Origin of the sequence: Promicromonospora sp. AC04 (genome assembly GCF_003058225.1) — a bacterium.
GTDB lineage: Bacteria > Actinomycetota > Actinomycetes > Actinomycetales > Cellulomonadaceae > Promicromonospora.
The window spans coordinates 18,656-40,880 of record NZ_QBUG01000005.1; the positions used below are offsets into that span (position 1 = coordinate 18,656).

At 67.5% G+C, this 22,225-nt stretch carries 18 protein-coding genes; 8 read left to right on the plus strand and 10 right to left on the minus strand.

Features of this window, described 5'->3' with window-relative positions; all coding sequences use genetic code 11:
• The first annotated feature begins 95 nt into the window (after positions 1-95).
• The 6 genes from C8K30_RS14270 (at position 96) to glnA (ending at position 6,896) form a co-directional block, all read left to right on the plus strand.
• Complete coding sequence (locus C8K30_RS14270) at positions 96-809, plus strand: HNH endonuclease family protein (RefSeq protein WP_108493587.1); 714 nt, start codon at positions 96-98, stop codon at positions 807-809.
• 447 nt (positions 810-1,256) lie between these two features.
• On the plus strand, positions 1,257-2,270 hold the full coding sequence (locus C8K30_RS14275; RefSeq protein ID WP_108493588.1) for a type IV toxin-antitoxin system AbiEi family antitoxin domain-containing protein: 1,014 nt from the start codon (positions 1,257-1,259) through the stop codon (positions 2,268-2,270).
• A 173-nt stretch (positions 2,271-2,443) separates the two neighbouring features.
• Positions 2,444-3,160, plus strand: coding sequence for a lipoyl(octanoyl) transferase LipB (lipB, locus tag C8K30_RS14280; RefSeq protein WP_108493589.1), 717 nt, complete (start codon positions 2,444-2,446; stop codon positions 3,158-3,160).
• Between the two features lie 151 nt (positions 3,161-3,311).
• A complete protein-coding gene (lipA, locus tag C8K30_RS14285) occupies positions 3,312-4,313 on the plus strand; it encodes a lipoyl synthase (RefSeq protein ID WP_108493590.1) in 1,002 nt (333 codons plus the stop codon).
• A 42-nt stretch (positions 4,314-4,355) separates the two neighbouring features.
• A complete protein-coding gene (locus C8K30_RS14290) occupies positions 4,356-5,093 on the plus strand; it encodes a DUF4191 domain-containing protein (RefSeq protein WP_108493591.1) in 738 nt (245 codons plus the stop codon).
• Between the two features lie 378 nt (positions 5,094-5,471).
• Positions 5,472-6,896, plus strand: coding sequence for a type I glutamate--ammonia ligase (glnA, locus tag C8K30_RS14295; protein ID WP_108493592.1), 1,425 nt, complete (start codon positions 5,472-5,474; stop codon positions 6,894-6,896).
• On the opposite strand, the gene xerC is transcribed toward glnA, so the two are convergent.
• Positions 6,893-8,056 carry a tyrosine recombinase XerC gene (xerC, locus tag C8K30_RS14300; RefSeq protein ID WP_108493593.1) on the minus strand — a complete coding sequence of 388 codons (1,164 nt, stop codon included), beginning with the start codon at positions 8,054-8,056 and terminating at the stop codon, positions 6,893-6,895. The genes glnA and xerC overlap by 4 nt on opposite strands.
• Positions 8,031-8,612 (minus strand): helix-turn-helix domain-containing protein, encoded by a 582-nt coding sequence (locus C8K30_RS14305; protein ID WP_108493594.1) that lies wholly within the window; start codon positions 8,610-8,612, stop codon positions 8,031-8,033. Before C8K30_RS14305 ends, xerC begins: the two co-directional genes overlap by 26 nt.
• 93 nt (positions 8,613-8,705) lie before the next feature.
• Here C8K30_RS14305 and C8K30_RS14310 point away from each other — a divergent pair, with 93 nt between their 5' ends.
• On the plus strand, positions 8,706-8,909 hold the full coding sequence (locus tag C8K30_RS14310) for an AlpA family transcriptional regulator (protein ID WP_108493932.1): 204 nt from the start codon (positions 8,706-8,708) through the stop codon (positions 8,907-8,909).
• Between the two features lie 441 nt (positions 8,910-9,350).
• Positions 9,351-12,995: a MobF family relaxase gene (mobF, locus tag C8K30_RS14315; RefSeq protein ID WP_108493595.1), complete on the plus strand. Its 3,645-nt coding sequence runs from the start codon at positions 9,351-9,353 to the stop codon at positions 12,993-12,995.
• A 47-nt stretch (positions 12,996-13,042) separates the two neighbouring features.
• On the opposite strand, the gene C8K30_RS30330 is transcribed toward mobF, so the two are convergent.
• The 8 genes from C8K30_RS30330 to C8K30_RS14350 all read right to left on the minus strand — a co-directional run bounded on the left by C8K30_RS30330 (position 13,043) and on the right by C8K30_RS14350 (position 22,050).
• Positions 13,043-13,891 (minus strand): hypothetical protein, encoded by an 849-nt coding sequence (locus C8K30_RS30330; protein ID WP_146197473.1) that lies wholly within the window; start codon positions 13,889-13,891, stop codon positions 13,043-13,045.
• Positions 13,888-15,393 (minus strand): AAA family ATPase, encoded by a 1,506-nt coding sequence (locus C8K30_RS14320; RefSeq protein WP_146197474.1) that lies wholly within the window; start codon positions 15,391-15,393, stop codon positions 13,888-13,890. Before C8K30_RS14320 ends, C8K30_RS30330 begins: the two co-directional genes overlap by 4 nt.
• A gap of 846 nt (positions 15,394-16,239) precedes the next feature.
• Complete coding sequence (locus C8K30_RS14325; protein WP_108493597.1) at positions 16,240-17,283, minus strand: serine hydrolase; 1,044 nt, start codon at positions 17,281-17,283, stop codon at positions 16,240-16,242.
• Between the two features lie 79 nt (positions 17,284-17,362).
• A complete protein-coding gene (locus C8K30_RS14330) occupies positions 17,363-18,448 on the minus strand; it encodes a glycosyltransferase family 4 protein (RefSeq protein ID WP_108493598.1) in 1,086 nt (361 codons plus the stop codon).
• Complete coding sequence (locus C8K30_RS31825) at positions 18,445-18,981, minus strand: deoxycytidine triphosphate deaminase (protein ID WP_108493599.1); 537 nt, start codon at positions 18,979-18,981, stop codon at positions 18,445-18,447. Before C8K30_RS31825 ends, C8K30_RS14330 begins: the two co-directional genes overlap by 4 nt.
• Positions 18,978-19,511, minus strand: a complete 534-nt coding sequence (gene dcd / locus C8K30_RS14340; protein ID WP_108493600.1) for a dCTP deaminase — start codon at positions 19,509-19,511, stop codon at positions 18,978-18,980. The genes C8K30_RS31825 and dcd overlap by 4 nt, the downstream gene beginning before the upstream one ends.
• Entirely contained in the window at positions 19,508-20,686 is a 1,179-nt protein-coding gene (locus C8K30_RS14345) for a metallophosphoesterase (RefSeq protein WP_199230490.1), read from the minus strand. Before C8K30_RS14345 ends, dcd begins: the two co-directional genes overlap by 4 nt.
• 23 nt (positions 20,687-20,709) lie before the next feature.
• The gene (locus tag C8K30_RS14350; protein ID WP_199230491.1) at positions 20,710-22,050 is read right to left on the minus strand and encodes a hypothetical protein; all 1,341 of its coding nucleotides are present in this window, start codon (positions 22,048-22,050) and stop codon (positions 20,710-20,712) included.
• Between the last annotated feature and the right edge of the window lie 175 nt (positions 22,051-22,225).

Below are 22,225 nucleotides of genomic sequence, written 5' to 3' on the forward strand. Positions count from 1 at the left end.
TGGCAGACTGGGGCAAGACGTACGTTTCGCACGTTTTTACTCTTGTCCGGCCATCTGCGGCCCGGACAAAACCGGCCGACAGAATGAGGGGGCTCGTGTCCGCCACAGCCAGGAAGTCCAGCCAGACCCGTAAGACCCTGCAGCTCGTCCTGATCGCCGTCGCGGCGCTCGTGCTCGCCGGCAACTTCATCGTCAAGTCCCTGGGGGACGACGTCGCCCCCGCCGAGGGCGCCGAGGGCTCGGCCCTCGCGACGCTGGACACGCTCACGGTGCAGGACTCCGCCACCGAGGACGGCTACGACCGCGAGGCCGACTTCGGCAGTGCCTGGCAGGACGCCGACGACAACGGCTGCGACACCCGCAACGACATCCTCCAGCGCGACCTCGAGGACATCGTGCTGACCGAAGGCGACACGTGCGAGGTCGCGTCCGGCACGCTCGACGACCCGTACACGGGCGAGACCATCAACTTCGAGCGCGGCGAGAACTCCGGCGACGTGCAGATCGACCACGTGATCGCCCTGATGAACGCCTGGACCACCGGCGCGGCGGACTGGGACGAGGACAAGCGCGTCCAGTTCGCGAACGACCCGCTGAACCTCATCGCCTCCGACGGCCCCGCCAACATGGGCAAGGGCGCGAAGGATGCCGCCGAGTGGCTGCCCGAGAACCAGGCGTTCCGCTGCGAGTACGTCGCCCGCCAGATCGCGGTGAAGGCCACGTACGAGCTGTGGGTCACGCCCGCCGAGCACGACGCCATGGAGGACGTCCTGACAAGCTGCCCGGCGGAACCCCTCCCTACCTCCTGAGCCCCTCACCGCCCCACCCCCGGCCCCCGGCCCCCGGCCCCCGGCCCCCGGCCCCCGGCCCCATCCTGACCGGCTCATGCTGACTGGCCCATACTGATCCGGCTCATACTGATCCGGCTCATGCTGACCGGTTCACGCTGACCGGTTCACGCTGACCGGCACATGCTGACTGAGGTTCAGCAGGCGCTGGACGACCACATTCGGGCCGGAGGTGGTCGCCTGCCGCCTGCTGAATCTCGGTCAGCGCCGAGTGCCCCGCCGGCACGGCAGCTTGGCGCATCGTCAGCCCTGTGCCGTCGCCCGCGCGATTGCCCGACGGCGGCCGCAGCCCCTCTCCCCGGGAAGTCGCCGCCGCGAGCGCGACCACAGCCCGACATCTGGCTCTGTTGTGCACAGCCGCCGCACAGCGGTGGCCGAGTGCGGGTGCAACGCTGGTCTGATCGGGACATGCACCGGCTGAACACCGTCCCGCAGGCCATACATGACCTGGCCGCCCGCCAGGAGGGCCTCGTCGCGGTCCGGCAGTGCTATGCGGCGGGTGTCGACCGGCGCCGGATCGGCAGGCTCGTCGAGCACGGCGTCTGGCGCCGGGAGGGAACTCGCCTCATCGACACCGATCCCACTCCACCGGCCACGAGACGGCGGGAGGACTACTTCGACCACATCCGGCGCCGGGCCGCTGTCAAAGGCCTGCTCGTCTTCCCGGGATCGGGGGCGGTCGGGGCTGCCGCGCTCGCCCTCCATGGCGTGTCCGGCCTCCCGCGCCACATCGATCCGGAGGTCTCGTTTCCTCGGGGCGTGCACCGCAAGGGACATGACGGGGTGATCGTGCGGCAGTACGGAAACTTCCGGACGCAGCAATACCGCGGATGGCGCATCGCACAGATCGAGCACGCCCTCGCCCAGGGGCTGCCTGGCCTGACCAGGGACGAAGGCGTCGCCGCCCTCAGCAGCACGCTGCACACGGGACAGATCAGCCACGACGGACTCGCCACGGTCAGGCACCTGCTCCGGTGGCGCAGGGGATCCAGTCAAGTCCTTGGCTGGACCGACCTCGCGAGCCGCCACGACGAGTCCCCCGCCGAAAGCTCCGCCCGGCTCTCCTGCATCGACAACGCCGTGCCACCTGACCGGTGCCAGGCCGAGTTCTGGAAGGACGGCAAGTTCCTCGCCCGGTGCGACTTCGCGTGGCTCCTGCCCGACGGCCGGTGGCTCGTCGTGGAGATCGACGGCGTTGGCCCACACTCCACCCCCGAGGCACTGGTCAGGGACGCGCCGCGGCAGAACGCACTGCTGGCGACCGGGAGGATCGTGATGCTGCGCTTCAAGCCTGCCGACAACGACCGGCCCGGAGGGATCGGGGCAGTGGTCGCCGCCAGGCTCCAGGCACTGGGCCGCCGGCCAACGTCGCCCGACCCCCCACCCGACGACGTCAGCCCCAACGGTCCGGTAACCCTCTGACCCACGCCCGCTGCTGAGCCAGATTCAGCAGGCGGAAGACGACCACATCCGGGCCGGAGACGGTCGTATTCAGCCTGCTGAATCTCAGCCAGTAGGTGTGGGGCGGGGCCGGGCGGGCCGGGGGTTGCGCGCGGGTCCGGGGTGGGCGGCGGTGGAGGCTTAGGCTTGCGGGCATGGACATCCGCCACCTCACCGGGCACGTCGAGTACCACGAGGGCTGGGACCTGCAGCGACGCACCCACGAGGGCGTCCGTGCCGAGGAGCTGGCCGACACGGTCTTCTTCCTCGAGCACGCGTCCGTCTACACGGCGGGCGCTCGCACGCACCGCGACGAGTACCCGACCGACGGCACCGTGGTCATCAAGGTCGACCGCGGCGGCAAGATCACCTGGCACGGGCCGGGGCAGATCGTGGCCTACCCGATCGTCAAGCTGGCCAAGCCGTTCGACGTCGTCGAGTACGTCCGCACGCTGGAGCAGGCGGTGATGGACGTGTGCGCCGCCGTCGGCGTCGAGACCATGCGGGTCGAGGGCCGCTCCGGCGTCTGGGTCGCCGCCGACTCCCCCGACGTGCCGAACCCGCGGCTCGAACGCAAGGTGTGCGCCATCGGGGCGCGGGTCGCCAAGGGTGTGACCATGCACGGCCTGGCCCTGAACTGCGACGCCGACCTGGCCGCGTTCGACCACATCGTCCCGTGCGGCATCCCCGCCGAGGACGCCGACGTGACGTCGCTGACCGCCGAGCTCGGCCGGCAGGTCACGGTCGACGAGGTCCGGCCCCTGCTGGAGGCGGCCCTGATCGAGCGCCTCGCGCCGCTGCTCGCCCGGGAGGGCGCGCCGTCCGGCACACCGGCCCGAACGCCGTCCGAAACCGTCGCCGCGACAGCCTGACCAACAGCCTGACCAACCGCTTGACCAACAACGCGACGAACCATGCGCCGAGCCGCGTGACGAACGCCACGTGCCGCCGCCGGGACGGCCGCGCAAGCGCGGGCGCCCGAGGCTTAGGCTGGGCGAACCCGCTGACCTGGGAGGGATCTGCGTGACCATCGCACCTGAAGGCCGACGCATGTTGCGCATCGAAGCGCGCAACTCGGCCACGCCCATCGAGAAGAAGCCCGAGTGGATCAAGACCCGGGCCGTGATGGGACCCGAGTACCGCGACATGAAATCGCTCGTCAAGGGCGAGGGCCTGCACACGGTGTGCGAGGAGGCCGGCTGTCCCAACATCTTCGAGTGCTGGGAGGACCGCGAGGCCACCTTCCTCATCGGTGGTGACCAGTGCACGCGCCGCTGCGACTTCTGCCAGATCGACACGGGCAAGCCCGCCGACTTCGACAAGGACGAGCCGCGCCGCGTCGCCGAGTCCGTCCGCACCATGGGCCTGAAGTACTCGACCGTCACGGGCGTCGCCCGCGACGACCTGGCCGACGGCGGCGCCTGGCTCTACGCGGAGACCGTCCGCCAGATCCACGCGCTCAACCCCGGCACCGGCGTCGAGCTGCTGATCCCGGACTTCAACGCCATCCCCGAGCTGCTGGACGCCGTCAACGAGTCCCGCCCCGAGGTGCTCGCGCACAACGTCGAGACCGTGCCGCGGATCTTCAAGCAGATCCGGCCGGCGTTCACCTACGAGCGGTCGCTCTCGGTCATCACCCGGGCCCGCGACGCCGGCCTGGTCACCAAGTCGAACCTGATCCTCGGCATGGGCGAGACGGTCGACGAGGTCAAGCAGGCGCTGCAGGACCTGCACGACGCCGGTTGCGACATCATCACGATCACCCAGTACCTGCGCCCGTCGCTGCGCCACCACCCGGTGGACCGCTGGGTGCGGCCCGAGGAGTTCGTGGAGCTGTCCGAGACGGCGGAGGAGATCGGCTTCCTCGGCGTCATGGCGGGGCCGCTGGTGCGTTCCTCGTACCGCGCGGGCCGGCTGTGGGGCCAGGCGATGACCAAGCACGGCCGGGCGATCCCCGAGGCGCTCTCGCACCTCGCGCAGCCCACCACCTCCCGTCAGGAGGCGGCGAGCCTGCTGGCGCGCTGACCCGGCACGCCGAACCCTCGCAGCGCACTAGAATCGATGACCATGGCCCGAACCTCGTCCGGAGGCGAAGCGCGCGACGACGCGTCCGTCACCAAGCAGAAGAAGCCCAAGAAGCGCCGCTGGTATCACCAGCTGTGGGACGTCTACCAGATGACCCGCAAGCAGAACCCGCTCGTCACCTGGTGGATGCTCGCCTCGTTCCTCGGCGTGGTGGCGGTCGCGCTGCTCATCGGCGTCCTGGCGGGCCCCTGGGTCTACGCGCTGGTGATCGGTGTGCCGTTCGGCGTGCTCGCTGCGATGTTCGTGCTGTCGCGCAGCGCGGAGAAGGCCGCCTACACGCAGATCGCCGGCCAGCCCGGTGCGGCCCGTGCCGCGCTCGGCACCGTCCGCGGTGGCTGGACGTTCGAGGACGAGCCGGTCGCCGTCGACGCGCGCAACCAGGACTTCGTGTTCCGGGGCGTCGGCCGGGCCGGTGTGGTGCTCGTCTCCGAGGGCCCGTCGCACCGCGTGACGCGCCTGCTCGACCAGGAGCGCAAGAAGGTCAGCCGCATCCTGTCCAACGTGCCGGTCACGCTGATCCAGTGCGGCGACGGCGAGGGGCAGGTGCCGCTGACGAAGGTGGCACGCGCCGTCACCAGGCTCAAGTCGACCCTGACCCGGGCCGAGGTGGCCGAGATCAGCAAGCGCCTCAAGGCCATCGGCGGCATGAAGCTCCCGATCCCGAAGGGCATCGACCCGAACCGCGCCCGCCCCGACCGCAAGGGCATGCGCGGCCGCTGACCGGCCACGACCGCCGTCCGGCCACGACCGCCGTCCGGCCGCCAACCGCCGTCCGGCAGCGGCCGGATGGCCCTGGCAGAGGGCGCCTTCCGCACGGAAGGCGCCCTTTTGCCTGCCTTTCATCCGTCCGATGGACGGACGCCGCCAGGCCACGCCATGTGAGTTCTGGCACGCTGGGGTCGGCTGTCGGAGCCACCACCAGCGCATCTCGCCCCGGTTACACGGGCGAGAGGCGCGAGAAACAATCCGGCAACAATCAGTAACCCGAGAGAAACCACCGGCCCATAGGTTCGTGGCGATCCGCGTGCAACCCTGCCCAGCCCATTCGGCACAGTGCGACGGACTCCCCTGGACTTATCGAGCGAGCAAGGAGCGCAGATGTTCAACAACGCCGAGGAGGCGATCGCCTTCACCCGCAACGAGGGGGTGGAGTTCGTCGACGTCCGGTTCATCGACCTGCCGGGTGTCACTCAGCACTTCAACATCCCGGTCGAGCAGTTCGACGAGGACGCCTTCAGCGAGGGCCTCATGTTCGACGGCTCGTCCATCCGCGGGTTCCAGGCGATCCACGAGTCCGACATGAAGCTCGTGCCGGACATTGCGACGGCGTTCATCGACCCGTTCCGCAAGGCCAAGACGCTGATCGTGAACTTCTCGATCGTGGACCCGTTCACGAACGAGCCCTACGCCCGCGACCCGCGCAACATCGCGGCCAAGGCCGAGGCCTACCTGAAGTCCACCGGCATCGCCGACACCGTGTTCTTCGGTGCCGAGGCCGAGTTCTACGTGTTCGACGACGTGCGCTTCAAGACGTCCGCGAACGAGAGCTTCTACTCCATCGACTCCGTCGAGGCCGCGTGGAACACGGGCCGCGAGGAGGAGGGTGGCAACCTCGGGTACAAGACCCGCTACAAGGGCGGCTACTTCCCCACCTCGCCGAGCGACCGCTTCGCGGACCTGCGCGACGACATGGTCAAGACCCTCGGCCAGGTCGGTCTCTCCGTCGAGCGCGCGCACCACGAGGTGGGCACCGCCGGCCAGCAGGAGATCAACTACCGGTTCAACAGCCTGCTGCACGCCGCCGACGACCTGATGAAGTTCAAGTACGTCATCAAGAACGTCGCGTTCGACGCCGGCAAGTCGGCCACGTTCATGCCGAAGCCGATCTTCGGCGACAACGGCTCGGGCATGCACTCGCACCAGTCCCTCTGGAAGAACGGCGAGCCGCTGTTCTACGACGAGAAGGGCTACGGCGGCCTGTCCGACATCGCCCGCTGGTACATCGGCGGCATCCTGAAGCACGCGCCGTCCCTGCTCGCCTTCACCAACCCGTCGGTGAACTCGTACCACCGCCTGGTGCCCGGCTTCGAGGCTCCCGTGAACCTCGTCTACTCGGCCCGTAACCGTTCCGCCTCGATCCGTATCCCGATCACGGGTACGTCGCCGAAGGCGAAGCGCATCGAGTTCCGCGCGCCCGACCCGTCGTCGAACCCGTACCTGGCGTTCTCGGCGATGCTGATGGCCGGCCTCGACGGCATCAAGAACCGCATCGAGCCGCCGGCCCCGGTCGACAAGGACCTGTACGAGCTGCCGCCGGAGGAGCACGAGCAGATCGCGCAGGTGCCGACCTCGCTCCCGGGCGTGCTCGACGCGCTCGAGGCCGACCACGAGTTCCTCACCGCCGGTGACGTGTTCACCGAGGACCTGATCGAGACCTGGATCGCCTACAAGCGCGAGAACGAGATCGACCCGATCCGCCTGCGGCCGCACCCGCACGAGTTCGAGCTCTACTACGACATCTAAGCCTGATCGGCTAGATTCCGGGCTTTCGGGGCCTTCTTTGACCCCTTAGTCCACGAAGAGTCCACGCGAGCCGCAAGCACCTTCCCGGTGGCAGTTCGCGTGGACTCTTCTGTGTCCGGCCACAGGTGCGCGTAGGTGTCGAGTGTCGTCTTCGCACTCGCGTGCCGGAGGCGTGCCTGGACCACCTTCACGTCCGAGCCCTCGGAGATGAGCAGCGAGGCGTAGTAGTGCCTCAGGTCGTGGAACCGGAACTCGTCCGGCAGTCCCTTGACTCCCTCCCCCTCGGCGTCCTTGTACGTCGCGGCCAACCGAGCAGCGCGCACCGCTCGCTGGATCTGCCAAGGGCCGACCTGCTCCCCCGCTTCGTCGGCGATCATCCACGCTGACGCTGGGCGCCCAACCATCGAGGCCGACAGCACCTCGATGAGTTCGCGCGCTACCGGGATGGGCGTCTTGGACTCGTCGGTCTTCAAGTCCTCAGCCGGGTACTGGACGGCCTGATTGATGATCGCCCGCAGGAAGTCAACATCCGCGACACGAAGACCGCATACCTCGGCAACCCGCAGTCCGGCGAACGCGCCCAGGAGGATCGCGGGCCGCAAGTGCTCAGGCATCGCGTCGTGCAGCGCCCACATCTGGTCCGTGGTCGCGATGAACGCCCGCTGCTTGCCGGACGGCGGAGCAGTGCGCCGCGAGCATGGATTGACCGGCAGGATGCCGTCCAAGACCGCGTCGGTAAGGATCTGCGAGAGCCGTGCGTGAAGCGCATAAACGTAGGACGCCTCGGCACCGCCATCCGCCAGCGCGCCGGTCCACGCCTTCACGTCCGAGGGCTTCAAATTCCGCAGCTTGCGCCCGCCGAAGGTTTCCTTGATCTTCGCGACGTGCGTGCGCGCCTGCCTGACCGTAGACGGCTTCTTGACCGCGTAGCCTTCGAGCCAGCGGTCGCACCACTGGCCGACCGTCATTCGCGCGTTCTTCGGGTCCGTCCACTTACCCGTCCGAAGCGCTGTCTTCTGCTCGTCGATCCAGTCCTCGCCGTCCTTCTTCCGGTCATGGTGGGTTGTGTGCTGCTTGGGAACGCCCTTGTGCCGCTCGCAGCCTTCACACGTGAAGACTGCTCGCCACCTTCCACTAGGTCGCTTCGTGACCGATGCCATCGGCGTCTCCTTCCGTAGAGTCCAGGTCGCCTCGGGTAAGGACTCGGGCTAGTTCCTCGGGTGTCAGGGATTCGAGGTTGAGCGGTGTGAGCTGCTCGCTGTCGAGGATCACTCGGGTCATGTGGATCAGCTTGTCGAGGGTGTGCTGATCGAGGGCTTGCGCTGCGGCTTGGGGGCGTTCCCAGCCGGGGACCTTCGCCGCTTCCTCGATGGCGGCCAGGAGTCCTCGTCGTTCGCGTTCGAACCCGATGAGCACTTTGATAGCACTGGCGGCGTGGAACGCGACCTGGCGTGCCCGGTAGCCGACCTCACGGCTCGCAGCGGCTTGTTCGGGTTCCTGGATGAGGTCTTCGAGGCGGACGTTCAGTTCGTCAGCGAGGTCGATCGCTTCGGCGAGTTTGAGTGGTCGTTCTCCTTTCTCGATGGCTGAGGCGGTGGCCTGGGACCACTTCCAGCCTCGGTTGCGCATGGCGCGGGCGAGGGCTTGCTGGCTGCGGACGCCGCGCCGGCTGGTGAGGTTCTTGCCGATGTGGATGTCTCGTTCGTCTGCTGACACACTCCAACAGTATCGGCTATTCTTGTTGACGACCACACGGAATCATGATGAAATTAATCTCCAAGCACCTGAAAACCGAGGAGGGTGGTCGTCGTGGAGTCTGATCCGTTGCTGCGCACCCGGGAGGTCTCTGACCTGCTGGGCGTGCCCGAGAACACGCTGCGGTGGTGGCGATACATCGGGAAGGGCCCGGACTCGTTCCGGCTCGGCCCGCGCCGGGTGGTCTACCGGCGCTCGAAGGTGATGGCCTGGCTCGCGGCACAGGAGGCGGCCGGTGCCAAGCACACGATGGCCTGACTCCTCTCGGGGTAGGCGGATGAACGGGGCTCGGACACTTCGGTGTCCGAGCCCCGTTGTCGTTGGCGGCAACGCGATCGGCTTGCGTCAGCCGGTCTCGGCGCTGCGCCCTGCGACCACGGGGCGGGTCGTACTCCCGCTGCGGCGGGGGTCCCACCCCCGCGACTCATCCCACCCGCCCTTCCCCACCCACACCTTCCCAACCTTCCCAACCATCCCCCTCTCCACCCCGCCCACCTCCACCCCCCTCATCCCCTCCCACCCCTTCCCCCACCTCCCCAACCCCACCCCCTCCACCACCTCCCCCCTTCCCCTCACCTCCCCACAATCCAGCACACCTCAGGCAGTTGAGGAACGACGGCGCCGTTGGCGTTGGCACGTGCGGGCACTGTTGGCGTGCGGCTCGCTCACGCGGAATCGCGTCCGAGGTGGTGGCCGCTCATGGCGGTGACGGTGCACGCGATGAGCGTGGGTGAAGGGACCGACTACCTGACCCGGTCGGTGGCCAACGCCGACCGCGACACTCCCAGCCCCGAGGGCGAGGGCCCCGGGATGGATCCGGTGATCGCGTACTACACCGAGACGGGCACCCCGCCCGGGTACTGGCTCGGACGCGGCATCGACGACCTCGGCGGCGGAGGCGCACTGGTGGCGGGTGACCGGGTGACCACGACGCAGCTCCAGCGTCTCCTGGACGCGGGCCGCGACCCAGTCACCACGGAACCCTTGGGCCGCGCGTACCCGAAGATCGTCCCGCTGGGCGAGCGGATCGAGAAGCGCACCGCCACCCTCGACCCCGGCCTGAGCCCGACCGAGCGGCAGGCCGCGGTGGACCAGATCACCCAGGACGAGCAGTGGGCCGGGAAACGCCACGCGGTAGGCGGGTTCGACCTGACCTTCTCGCCGATGAAGTCGGTCTCGGTCCTGTGGGGCCTGTCAGACCGCACCACCCAGGCCCTGATCCTGGGAGCGCACCGCGCCGCCGTGACCGAGACCCTCCGGTTCATCGAGGACCACGTAGCCGCCACCCGGACCGGCACCGATGCGGGAGACGGGTCGATCGCCCAGGTCGACGTCACCGGCCTGATCGCCACGGCGTTTGACCACTGGGACTCCCGAGCCCACGACCCGCAGCTGCACACGCACCTGGTGATAGCGAACAAGGTCCGCGCGGTGACCGACGGGAAATGGCGCACCCTGGACTCGCGGGCGCTGTTCAACGCGAACGTCGCGTTCAGCGAGCACTACGACGCGGTCCTTGCCGACCGGTTGACCGCCAGCCTCGGCGTCCAGTGGGAACGACGCCCCGCACGGGGCAAGAACCGCAACCCCGGGTTCGAGATCGTCGGGGTGAGTGACGAGCTGATCGAAGAGTTCTCGACCCGGTCGGCCGACATCGAACCCGCGACTGACAAGTTGATCGCGGAGTATCGGGAGAAGCACGGGCGGATGCCGTCGCGGGGCACGATCAACCGGCTGCGCGAGCAAGCGAATCTGGCCACGCGCCCGCCCAAGTCGATCGAGTCCCTGGCCGACCTGTCCGCCCAGTGGCGCGACCGCGCCGCACGCATCCTGGGACAGGACCCCGGCCAGTGGGCGCGGGACCTGATCGCCAGGTCGGTGGACGAGCCGGGCCGGTCGTTCACCGCCCACGACGTCCCGAACGAGGTCATCGAGAAGGCGGCTGCTGTCGTGCTGCGCGTGGTCGGGGACAAGCGGGCCACCTGGAAGCACTGGCACCTCTGGGCCGAAGCCGAACGCCAGACCAAGCACTGGCGCCTGACTACCCACCACGACCGCGTCGAGACCGTGGCCCGGATCGTCGCCACCGCCGAAGGCGCCTCGGTCCTGCTGACGCCGCCGGAACTGGCCCCCACCCCGGACTTCCTGCTCCGGGCGGACGGCACCACCACACTGCGCCCCAAGCACTCCCAGGTCTTCACCTCGCAGGCCGTCCTGAACGCCGAGACCCGCCTCCTGGCGGCGATGATCGAGCGCACTGCACCCCACGTAGACACAAATGAGTTCCGGGCCGTGCTCGCCGAAGGCGTGCGGCAGGGCGTGCTGGACGCGTCCCAGGCCGAAGCCGTGATCGCCGTCGCAGGTTCGGGGCGGCGCCTGGACCTGCTGGTCGGACCGGCCGGGACCGGGAAGACGACGACGCTGCGGGCGCTGCGGGCAATGTGGGAGCAGCAGCACGGCCCCGGCACCGTCGTGGGCCTCGCGCCGTCCGCAGCGGCGGCCGACGTCCTGGGCACGGAGCTGGGGATCGAGTGCGAGAACACTGCCATGTGGCTCACCCGCCACCGCCACGGCCGCGCCGAGTTCGAGGCGGGGCAACTGGTGATCGTGGACGAGGCATCCCTGGCCGGGACTCACACCCTGGACCGGATCACGAGGCTCGCGGCCGAGGCCGGCGCGAAGGTGCTCCTGGTCGGCGACCCCGCCCAGCTCCCCGCCGTCGAGACCGGCGGCGCCCTGAACCTCCTGGTCTCCGAACGCGCCCGCACCACCGAAGACGTCCCCACCCTGACCGACGTCCACCGCTTCCACGCCGACTGGGAGAAGCACGCCACCCTGCGCCTGCGCGACGGCGACCCCGACGTCCTGAACCTCTACACCGACCACGGGCGCATCCAGGCCGGGACTACCGACGACATGACCGACGCCGCCTACACCGCATGGAAGGCCGACACCCGGGCCGGACGCTCGTCGGTCCTGGTCGTGCCCGACAACGCGACGATGAACGACCTCAACCGCCGCGCCCGCGCCGAACGCGTCCTGGCCGGACACGTCTCCGACGGCCGACACGTCCACCTCGCCGGACAGACCCGGGCGTCAGCCGGGGACCTGGTCATCACCCGGGACAACGACCGCCACCTCCGCTACGGGCGCGAGGGGTGGGTCCGCAACGGCGACCGCTGGAGGATCCTCCACGTTCACCGGGACGGCTCGGTCACCGTGCAACGCGTCGACCTCGAACCACACACCAACCCGCGCCCCGACCGCGACGGCGCGCCGTCCTGGGGGATCGTCCGCCTGCCCGCCGCCTACGTGACCGAGCACGTCGACCTCGGGTACGCGATCACCGCACACCGCGCCCAGGGACTGACCGTCGACACCGCCCACACCGTCGCCAGCCCGACGATGAGCCGCGAGAACCTGTACGTCGCCCTCACCCGAGGCCGCACGACGAACACCGTGTTCGTCCCGGTCGACCAGCCCGACCGCGACCACAACCACGAACACGCCATCGGAGCGGCGATCGACCCGGACATGCCCGAGCTGACCGCCGCGCGCGCCATGCTGGCGGGGATCCTGCACCGGGTCGGCGCCGAACCCTCCGCACACCAGTCCCGTCAGGACGAGGAACACCGCTGGGGATCGATCGCACAGCTCGCCGCCGAGTACGACACCATCGCCAGCCACGCCCAACGCCCACACTGGACCCAACTGGTCGCGCACACCCTGGCCGGGGAAGGCTTCACCCGACGCGATATCGCCCAGGTCGTGGAGTCCGACGCGTTCGGGCCGCTATGCGCCGAACTGCGCCGAGCCGAAGCCGACGGCCACGACGTGACCCGCCTGCTACCCCGGCTCGCCGCCGCCCGCAGCCTGCACGACGCCGACGACATCGCCGCCGTCCTGCACCACCGCCTCACCCACACTGCAACGCGCACATCCACCGTGCGGAACCGGATCGCTGGCCTCATCCCACAAGCCCAAGGACAGTTCCCCGACGACGTCCGCGAAGCCCTCGACCGCCGCGCCGAACTCATCGAGGACCGCGCCCGAACCCTCGCCGGGCAAGCCCTCCGCGACCGCCAACCCTGGACCCGACACCTACCACCACGCCCCCACGGCCCCGCCGAGCGCGCATGGCAGAACACCGTCGCCGCCCTGGCCGCCTACCGCGACCGCTACGCGATCACGACGGACGACCCATTCGGCGAACCGCCCACCACGCTCACCCAACGCGACGACGCACGACGCATCCGCAATATGGTCCAAGACGTGGCAAGCACTGACCACGCGCCCAATCGGCGGACCATACTGGAACGCTCCACTGGTCCTGACCTCGGGTGAGTTGCGTGCGCCGACTTTGGCGACCGCGCCAAGACCTCCATGACAACTCAGCCTGTGAGAACTTGGCGCCAGAACGACTCATCTGTGCCGAGGGCAGCTTGAAGGCATGCGTCCCAGTACCAAGGGCCGTAGGTTTTCAGTTTTGCTGCGGCGATGCTCGAGTGCCGGTCGAGTGCCATGTCAATAGAGAGTCGGCTTGCCCGGGCCACGTAGACAGAGGATCCGAGTTCTCCGACGCAGGCCCTCCTCAGCCTGAGCAGGAGGCCGAGCCGCTCATAGTGCGATTCGACAATCGCGGCGATATTTGGTGGTACGTGCGTGCCGAACCGGATCTGAACGTCCAGTGTCGGATTGCCACTCACGACATCCAGGTCAACCACGAGTTCCACGCCCGCCATCATCTCGCGGTCGAAGTAGGGATGCAGGAACGGCAGGTGCGCCAATGAGATGTGGGACGCCGACGCCTTAAGCTGATTGCAGTGGCCGCAACAATACACAAGGTTGGTTGGCAGAATTGCGAATTGAGGAAACGGGCACTTGCCCTTCTTTGGAGCGAAGTGGTCGAATTGCGTTGCCTCACTGATTCCGCAGTACGGGCATTTGCTCCCAGTAGGCTCGACGGTCTCGTGGATCCGCGCCCGATCACGTCGGTGGGCAGAGCGTCGCTGAAAGCGCTCATACGCGTCACGCATAGTGTCGGACTCTGCCTCGCTCAGTGAAAGAAGCGGCTGATCCGAACGCGGCCTAAAACTCGCGCTGTAGTGTGGATACTCCGCAGACACCGTCTCACGGAGGTACTCGGGAATCGATTGCGCCTGCGCACCGCGGGTCCTCAGCCTGGCAGCTCTGTCTAACAAATCGTTTGCGTCGATGTCTGGCTGATCGACGAAGATCATGAGCCGCCCTCCCGCCACCGACCGTTTACGTACGCCCAAGCCTCAACGCCAAGCCCGAGCGGAAACAGGCCCTCAACTTCGGCGGCGGTATGGCCGACCAAAAGCCGATCAAGTTTTGCGTGGTAGTCGGTGGCATCAGCACTAAGATGAAATACGTCACGGACGATCGCTCCAATATTTTCCCCGAACGTCTCTATCCCCGGTCCGCGCACGACGCGGTCTCCGGACTGGTTCGTCAGAACTTGGACAGCGTGGGCAGGGAGTTCCTGCAGGACGACCGGTGAGTGCGTTGCGACCACCGCTTGTGAGCCTGTTTCGTTCAGGAGTTCTTCCATTGCGTTCATCAGCGCCGCCAGCAAGGAAGGGTGAAGGTGCGACTCTGGTTCATCAAACAGGACCAGCGACTCCGGCTTTAGGTATGCGCATAGATGAAAGATCGCGCAGATGACGATTTTGTGGCCCGAACTCATGCTGGGAAAACTCTCCACGACCCATTGGCTGCTCGTGTCATCCGGAAGTATCTGCGCAAACGATGGCTCTCTTCGGAGGGTTGCGAGCGCGCGTAACGTGAGCCGGCGGTTCAGTTTCAATGCTCTGCTCAGCGCTCTCGTTGCTTCGTCGGCGAGGACTCCCGGCTTTTTCAATTGTTCGACACCTGCAGAACTAATGTCGCGTAGCCCGCAATACGAGTACCCAAAAACCTCCGTCTTTCGACTCCCGCTTATCCCACCGAGTCTCTTTGACTGGTTTTGTGGGAGCTCGAATGTGTCGAATGCGCTATAGGAGACCATGATCACAGCGGCGAATTTTGGTGCTTGGCCGACGAACTGGCCGTATTCTGAACGGAAGCGACGCGCTGCTCTGGTCTTCTGGTCCGAGTGAGCAATCAGTGCGAGCCTTGCCAAGCTGGTGGTCTTCCCGGTCCCGTTGTAGCCGATAATTGCTGCGATCCTGCTCTGAATTCCGTTCGCAGGAGCGAAGGAAAAGCGGAGATCGATTGCGGGATCTCCTTGCGCTCTAATTCGAACCATGAAGTCGCGCGGAGCTCCGTGAAATGGAGCGTCCTCCAGGACGAGCGCAGCGTGCTCTAGGGCTAAGGAGGCGGAGTCGAAGCGCAAGATTGATGTCACCCACACTTCCTGAGAACTAAAGTGGGCGCGAGCTTCAATATCATGTGTTGCGTCTCGCATTGTTCGTAGATATTCGGAACGAACTGTTGCAGGTAGCCGCGCCAGTGCCTCGTAGTAGGAAATGCTCTGGCCCAGGGATACGTAGTCGCGCCCTAGCTCATCTTCTAGGGCCTCGAGGTTCGACCGTGTTCGCTCACCAGATTCTTGGCCATAAAAGCCAATTTTTACGTCGCCCAGATCGATTCTTGTTAAGTTGGCCAGGTGTAGTCTCACTTCAAATGTCGTCTTGAAGCCGTAGTCATCCCAATTGTCGGATATTAGATGAATGGCCATTCGTTCCGGCGGCGGTGGTGTGTCGACAAAGATCTGCACGTGAACCCTTCTGAATGGCTGTTGAGGCCGCTTCTTTCCTGACGAAAGTCACTTGCTCACAACGTGTACCCGTGGGCTCGTCGACATCGACGAAGTCCCTCCCGGCCGAGCGATAGGGATATTGTGGACATCGCGATGCCACGAAGGAGCGCCAAGTCGCTCGTTTCACCCGGGTGATGTCACTCGGGTGACTCCGATGCCCGCTCCGGGCGTGTTGCTAACTCTGAGACGGGTTCATCCGGCCGAGCGAGCCCGCGCAACACACCCAGCAGTCATTCGGACATAGGCGCGTACCCGTGCCGCCAGGTCGTGATAGTCGCCGTGGCGAGTGGGTCGAGGATGCGTGGCGCAGCGAGGAAGCTGGGAGAGTCGCCTGGCTGGCGTGTCGAGGATGCTGGCATCGCCGCTGCACTCCGGCAGCAAGTCGAGCACGGCGCCACTCGCTCTATGGCTCGGGCGTCGAGCTGGATCGCCGGCCTCATCCCACGCGTCTTGAGCAAAGTCTCGGCGCTGTCCGCAAGCCTTCGAACGACGCGCTGAACGTATCGAGGACCGCGCATGCCCTCGCCGAAACAAGGACTTCCGCGACCGCCGACCCCCGTCTCCGGCGAACGCGGATGGCAGAACACCGTCGTTGCCGCCGCCGCCTGTTGCGTCCGCCGCAGACAGCTAGTTGGGCAACACGCCCAACACTCTCACTCAACGCGACGACGCCCGTCGGCTCATGAACCGGAGTAGGAGCGTTGGCAATCGCCGAGACGAGAGTCGCCGCGACGGTGATAATCGGGCAGTGAGTGGTCCGGGCACGTAGCACGGTGACCATATGCGATCCAACGCCCTGCCGGATCAGCCGAAGACGGTCTCGCGAAATTGGTCGCGGAGGGTGGCGAGGGGTTCGCGGTCCCGGGTGTAGTAGAGCTTGTTGGTCAGCAGTACGGCCCACCGGTCCTGCTTCGGGTTCAGCCACATGGCGGTGCCGGTGAAGCCGTAGTGTGTCCAACTCTGGTCAGCGGGGTCGGTGCCGGGAGCTGGGTGCCAGAACAGGCCCCGTGCCGGTTCCAGGCTGCCGGTGTGGACGTTGAGGGACTCGCGCGTCCAGTCGGGGCCGAAGCCCGGAGGCGTCGCGGCGGTGCCGGGATCCAGCAGGTAGCGCAGCAGCACGGTGAGGTCGTCGAGGGTGGAGAACGCTCCGGCGATGCCGCACACGCCGCCGAGGAGGCGGGCGGAGAAGTCGTGAGCGATGCCCTTGAGGTGTGTGCCGGTCTCCTCGTCGAGTTCGGTTGGGGCGCAGCGCGCGACCGTTGCCGTCGGCAGAGGTCCATAGCGGGTCTCCCGCATGCCGAGCGGGCTCCAGACACGGTCGGTGGCGAGATGGTCCAGCGGCTCGCCGCTGAGGTACTCGGCGAGGTAGCCGAGGATGAGTGCGGCACGGTCGGTGTACTCCACGGCCTGGCTCGGTGGGCGGTGCAACGCCTCGTGCAGGACACCGCTTCGGATGGCGTCATGGTTGGTGCCGTAGAGGTTCTTGAGTTGGGCGCGCAGCGGTAGCCCAGCGGTGTGGGTGAGGAGCTGGTGGGCATTCACCTGGCCGAGCGGGTATCCGGCGACGTCAGGCCAGAACTGGCCGAGAGGCTCGTCGAGGTCCAGGTGGTTGTCCTGCCAGAGGGTCCCGATGGTGCTCCAGACGGCGAGGATCTTGGTGAGGCTCGCGACGTCGAACACGGTGTCCGGCGTCATGGGCTCGTCGGAACGTGTCGGGTCCAGGAGGCCGGTGGTGCCGCGGTCGATCACGCCGTCCGCGTTGCCGACGGCCCACACTGCACCGGGGTAGACGCCGTCGTTGACTCCTGCGGTCACCAGGCCGTGGAGGTGTTCGGTGGTGGAGGGCATCGGTTCCTCTGCTTCGTGGGATAGGCCGTCCTGGTCAGCGTAGGGGCGGTAAGGACGGCATAGCTGGATCTGTCTGTGGTCAGGAGAGGCTGTCGCCGAGGTGACTCAACGAGGCGGCGGCAGCGGACAAGGGGAATCGAGCGGCGTTGGCGCGGGCGGCAGCTCGGAGGTCGTCGGCCAGGCCGGACACCGCGAGGTGACGCAGGTTGGCCGCGACGTGGTTCGGGTCGGTGAAGCCGGTGGGCAGGGCGGCCTCGCCGAGCGTCTCGTCGAGTCCAGGCACGGGTTGGTAGAGCACGGGAAGTCCGCAGGCTTGCGCTTCGAGGGCGACCAGGCCCATGGCCTCCAGGGTGGTGGAGGGCATGAGCAGCGCGTCATGGTCCGCAAATGCCTTCCACAGTTCAGGCCGAGGAAGCCACCCGAGGTAGTGAACGTCGAGCCCGGCCCGGTGCAGGGCAGGCCGGAGCGCCCGGAACTCGTGGGGCGGCGCGGCGATGCTGAGCGTGAAGTTCGTGGCCACTCCGAGGGCTTGGGTGAGGCGGTCGGCGCCCTTCTCGGGCGTCAGCCTGCCCGCGTACAGGAGTCGTTGCCTGCCCTCCGGGGACGAGCGTCGTGGAGGCGGTCCGGCGAGGAGGTGGTCGGGGATGCCCCAGGGGATCTTCACGACCCGGGCGGCGTCGGGGGCGAGCGTGCGGAGGCGGTCTGCCATCGCGGAGGTGGGTACGACGATCGCGTCCGCGCGACGGACCGTGTCGCGTAGGACTCGCAGTTGGTCGGGGTGGGTCTCGGCGAAGAGCAAGTCGGTCCCGTGGACCAGGGCAATCGTCGGATGGTCCGGGAGCGTTCGCAGGAGCGCCGGAGTGGCACCGAAGGTGAGGTGTTGCAGGTGGAGGACGTCGACATCCTCGGGGTCGAGCACATCGGCCAGGGCGCGGTGCAGTGCCGTGACGTACTGCGTGAAGCCGGGCTCGTCGATGCACTTGCCGTCGACCGCGAGCAGGTCCAGACCCGGCACGGCTGAGGGCCCGTTGTGGACGGCGTCGAGCATGAATGCTCGTGCAGGGATGAGCGGCTCGGTACCGGTGTACAGGTCGCGGAACAGTTCCACGCTGCCGCCGGGGCTCGCGGCGGGTAGGTCGAGGAAGGTCGCCACACGAGCGGTCATGAGGTGCCCTCCTGGAACTCTTCGTGGAGCCGGGAGATGTCGATGCCGTCGGTGGAGGTGTACTTGCGGCCGAGCTGCTGGTAGCTGGCCGTTGGCCCATAGGTGCGCAGGAAGATCAACTTGCCGAACGTCATCCCGGGGTAGACACGAACGGGTCTGACGGCGCGGATCTCCAGCGTCCAGCGGATCGCGTGCCCGACATGGCCCAGGGGCGCGGAGACATGGACCCAGATACCGAGGCAACCGGTGACACGGTCGCCGTTGAGCATCTGGGCGTACCTGTCAGATGCCGTCCGCTCCAGGGTCACCCCGAGGTACAGGACCCCGGGCTCCAGGACGTACCCCGACTCGGGGATAGTGACCTCGGTGAACGGCGTTGGTATGGCGGCGTCCAGGTCCGTCGTGCAGACCCGAAGGGTGGATCCGAGTCGCCAGTCGTACGCGTTCGCGGACAGCCGGTCCGGGTCGAACGGATCGATGGTGATGTCCCCGGCTGCTATGGCTGTGGCGATGGCGGGGCCGGTCAGGATCATGAGGCCGCCGAGTGGGGGATGTCGTGCCAGTAGCGTGAGGCCTGCGGTCCCTGCGCTGCCTGGTACTTGCCCGCGTACAACTCGAGCGGGCCGGCGGCGACGAAGAACATGATCTGTCCGATCTTCATCCCGGCGTAGACGCGCAGGGGGCGCGTGGGGGCGAGCATGAGGGTCCACTGGCCGTGGAAGCCGATGTCGCCGATCGGAGCGGTGATCTCCACGAAAAGACCGAGCCGCCCGACGGAGGACCGTCCGAACAGCAGCGGCACGAACACATCCGAGCCGACCTCCTCCAGCGTGTGCCCGAGGTACAGCTCGTTCGGCTGCAGAACGTACCCCTTCGGACCCATCTCGATGGTGGACGTCGGGTTCGGCCGATGCGCATCGATCACCGGGTCCACGTACGTCATCAGGGTTGGGCCGAGGCGCACGTTGTAGCTGTTCGGGTTGACCTGCGCGGGCTCGAACGGCGTGACCCGCAACCGCCCGTCGCGCACTGATGCGGTGATCTCGGGACCGGTAAGGATCATGGCGTTACCTCCTGGCAGAGGACATGACGGACGGCCTGGCTGAGTTCGAGAACTGTCGTGGGCGGACCTTCAAGGGGAAGCGTCTCGGCGAGGTAGTCCGTGGTCAGGACGGTGCTCACCCGACCGCCGGCCCGGTCGGGTTCGACGACCAAGGGACCGGCCCTCTCCGCGAACTCAGCGAGCAGCGCTGAGAGATCTACCTCGGGCTCGACTCGGGCATGCACGATGCGATTGCCGAACGGCTCGATGGCCAACAGGTTGTCGGCGGTCAGTGCCTGCCCGAGATGAACCTGTCGCAGCGCGGACTCGTTGAGGATCGCCACGGCAGACGGCGCGCTCCTTGGAAGCCATCTGGCGACCTGTTCGAGCACGGCCATGCGGTCAAGGGCGCGGCCTCTCCAGCGGTGATCGAGCGGGCCGATACGTGTCGTCAACTGGTCGCGGAGTAATTCGATCTGGCGGCCGAAAGACTCCAACGCTGCCGGAACCGTGTCGGTGGGTTCGAACCGAGCGGTACGCGCGTCCCAACCGCTCCCGGCTGGTGCAGCGGTCGAGAACCCGGACGCGAGTTCAGCCCCCTTGACGACGACGGTTGAGCCGACCCGCTCGGGTCCGTGACGTTCGCTGTGGCAGTGGCCTGCGAAGATGACGTCGAGGAACGGGCAAGCTTCGGCGAGGCGGAGGTCTTGCTCGAAGCCGGAGTGCGACAGCAGCACCCACGCGTCGACCTCATGACGGTGCTTCTGCCACACGTCCGTGAGCGCGACGGCAGGGTCGATGACGCGGTGCCCAGAGCGTTCGCTCACAGGGATCGCCGTGAACGCCTGCACGCCGATGACGGCGGTCACCGCTACCCGCTGTCCGCCGATTGTCGTCCGGTGCAGGCCGCGGAACAGTGTCTCGCCGCTCGACCCCTCGACGACGTTGGCGCACACGGTCATCTCGCGCAGGCCAGGCTGCAGATGGTGACGCCAGCCGTGGTTGCCCGGGACGAAGACGTCGTAGAGCGAGACCAGGATCTCCGTCTCGATCCGGCCCTGGCCGAGACGGTAGTAGCCGGTCCCCTCGAAGAAGTCCCCGCAGTCCACGACCAGAGCGTTGCGCCGTGCACGGTGCAGCCCAGCGAGCAACGGCCCGACCCCGCCGAGCTGAGAGTGCACGTCGGTCGTCGCCACGATCCGCTCCAGGACGCGTTCGCTCATAGGAGCTCCTGGAGGTCTGCGCCCAGCGCACGGAGCTTGCCGGGCAGGTCGGCGTGGCCACGCCGAAGCTGCGCCAGCCCGGTCACCGTCGTCTCGCCGTGGGCGGCCAAGGCCGCGACCAGCAGGGCCGAACCCGTCCGGATGTCCGTGGCCTCCGCAGTTCCTCCCACCAGATGCTGCGGTCCGGTCAAGCGGGCTGTCGTCGCGGTCAGCGGCTCAATGTCCGCACCCAGGTGAGCGAGTTGCGCCAACAGGTTTCCGTGCCGCCCGGGGTTGATCGAATCGCCGAACTCATGCATGCCGGGCAACCCAAGCGCCAGGGCCATCAGCGCCGGTTCGAAGTCGGCGTCCAAGCCCTCCGGGTCCAGGGACGCGCTCACTCGCAGACCGTGGCCGCCCCGCTCACCACCGTCGAGAACGGCGAGCGCGTCGTTCTCGACGTCGACATGAACGCCGACGCCGTTGAGGAGCAGCCCGACGTACTGGATGTCACGACCCGTGACTCCCTCGACGCGCCCGCTGCCGCCCGTGGCCGCGATCGCGCACGCCAGCGTGCCTGCCTCGATCTTGTCTCCGGGGACCAGCCACGACACCGGATGGGCATTGGTCTCGTGCGGCGGGGCCATCCGGAGGCGGGAAGCGAGTAGATCGATGTGCCAGCCGGCGGAGCGCAGACCATCGAGGGTGCCTGTGAACTCCGGGGAGAGATTCGGGTTGCCCAGTTCCAGCCGCACACGTCCCACGACGGCGCGGAGCACGGCCACGACGCTCGCGCCCCGGGAACGGAACGGGAGATCTATCGTCACCTGGTCCGGGGTCTCCCGCGCCGTTACGTGGTAGCCGCTGGCGTCAAGCTCGACCGTGTCACCGAATGCGGCGTAGACGTCGAAGTGCAGGTCCATGCCGCGATCCCCGATCCGGCAGCCACCAGGCCAGGGCAAGTCGGCACGACCATGGGCCGCCAGGAGCGCGGGCACCAGGTAGTACGACGCCCGGATGGTCCCAGCGAGATCCAGCCCTCCAAGACGGCGCTCTGACGCCAGGCGCACGGTCACGGACTGCTGATCGTCCGGTGCACGGTCAACTCGAAAGCCAGCGTGCTCCAGGAGCGTGAGCATCACGCTCACATCCGCGCTCGACGGGATGTTCGACACCTGCACCGGCCCTTCGGTGACCGCAGCACAGGCGAGCAGCGGGAGTGCCGCGTTCTTCGAGCCATCCACTCGGACCCTGCCCGACAAACGATGCCCGGGACGAACGACGACAGCGGCTGTCTGTGCGCCGCCCCAGCCGCGGGCTCGCAGAGAGTGCTCAGTCATGTTCGCGATCTCGCTCACAGTTCTCCCCTGGTCGGGAACTTCGCGGAGTTGCACGGCAGGCCATGGTGGCTCCCCTTCGGGTGTGCGGAGTGTTCTCAGGGCGGCTGAGGCTCCCGGGAGGTCGGGAGCCTCAGCCTGGGGTCCGCCGTCTGGGGGCGGCTCGCGGCCAGGTCGGGGCAGAATCGGCCGCAAG

Coding starts and splice junctions, on each gene's coding strand:
- C8K30_RS14275 (WP_108493588.1), top strand. CDS start 1,257: ATGCACCGGCTGAACACCGTCCCGCAGGCCATACATGACCTGGCCGCC.
- lipB (WP_108493589.1), top strand. CDS start 2,444: ATGGACATCCGCCACCTCACCGGGCACGTCGAGTACCACGAGGGCTGG.
- C8K30_RS14290 (WP_108493591.1), top strand. CDS start 4,356: ATGGCCCGAACCTCGTCCGGAGGCGAAGCGCGCGACGACGCGTCCGTC.
- glnA (WP_108493592.1), top strand. CDS start 5,472: ATGTTCAACAACGCCGAGGAGGCGATCGCCTTCACCCGCAACGAGGGG.
- xerC (WP_108493593.1), bottom strand. CDS start 8,056: ATGGCATCGGTCACGAAGCGACCTAGTGGAAGGTGGCGAGCAGTCTTC.
- mobF (WP_108493595.1), top strand. CDS start 9,351: ATGGCGGTGACGGTGCACGCGATGAGCGTGGGTGAAGGGACCGACTAC.
- C8K30_RS30330 (WP_146197473.1), bottom strand. CDS start 13,891: ATGATCTTCGTCGATCAGCCAGACATCGACGCAAACGATTTGTTAGAC.
- C8K30_RS14325 (WP_108493597.1), bottom strand. CDS start 17,283: ATGCCCTCCACCACCGAACACCTCCACGGCCTGGTGACCGCAGGAGTC.
- C8K30_RS14330 (WP_108493598.1), bottom strand. CDS start 18,448: ATGACCGCTCGTGTGGCGACCTTCCTCGACCTACCCGCCGCGAGCCCC.
- C8K30_RS31825 (WP_108493599.1), bottom strand. CDS start 18,981: ATGATCCTGACCGGCCCCGCCATCGCCACAGCCATAGCAGCCGGGGAC.
- dcd (WP_108493600.1), bottom strand. CDS start 19,511: ATGATCCTTACCGGTCCCGAGATCACCGCATCAGTGCGCGACGGGCGG.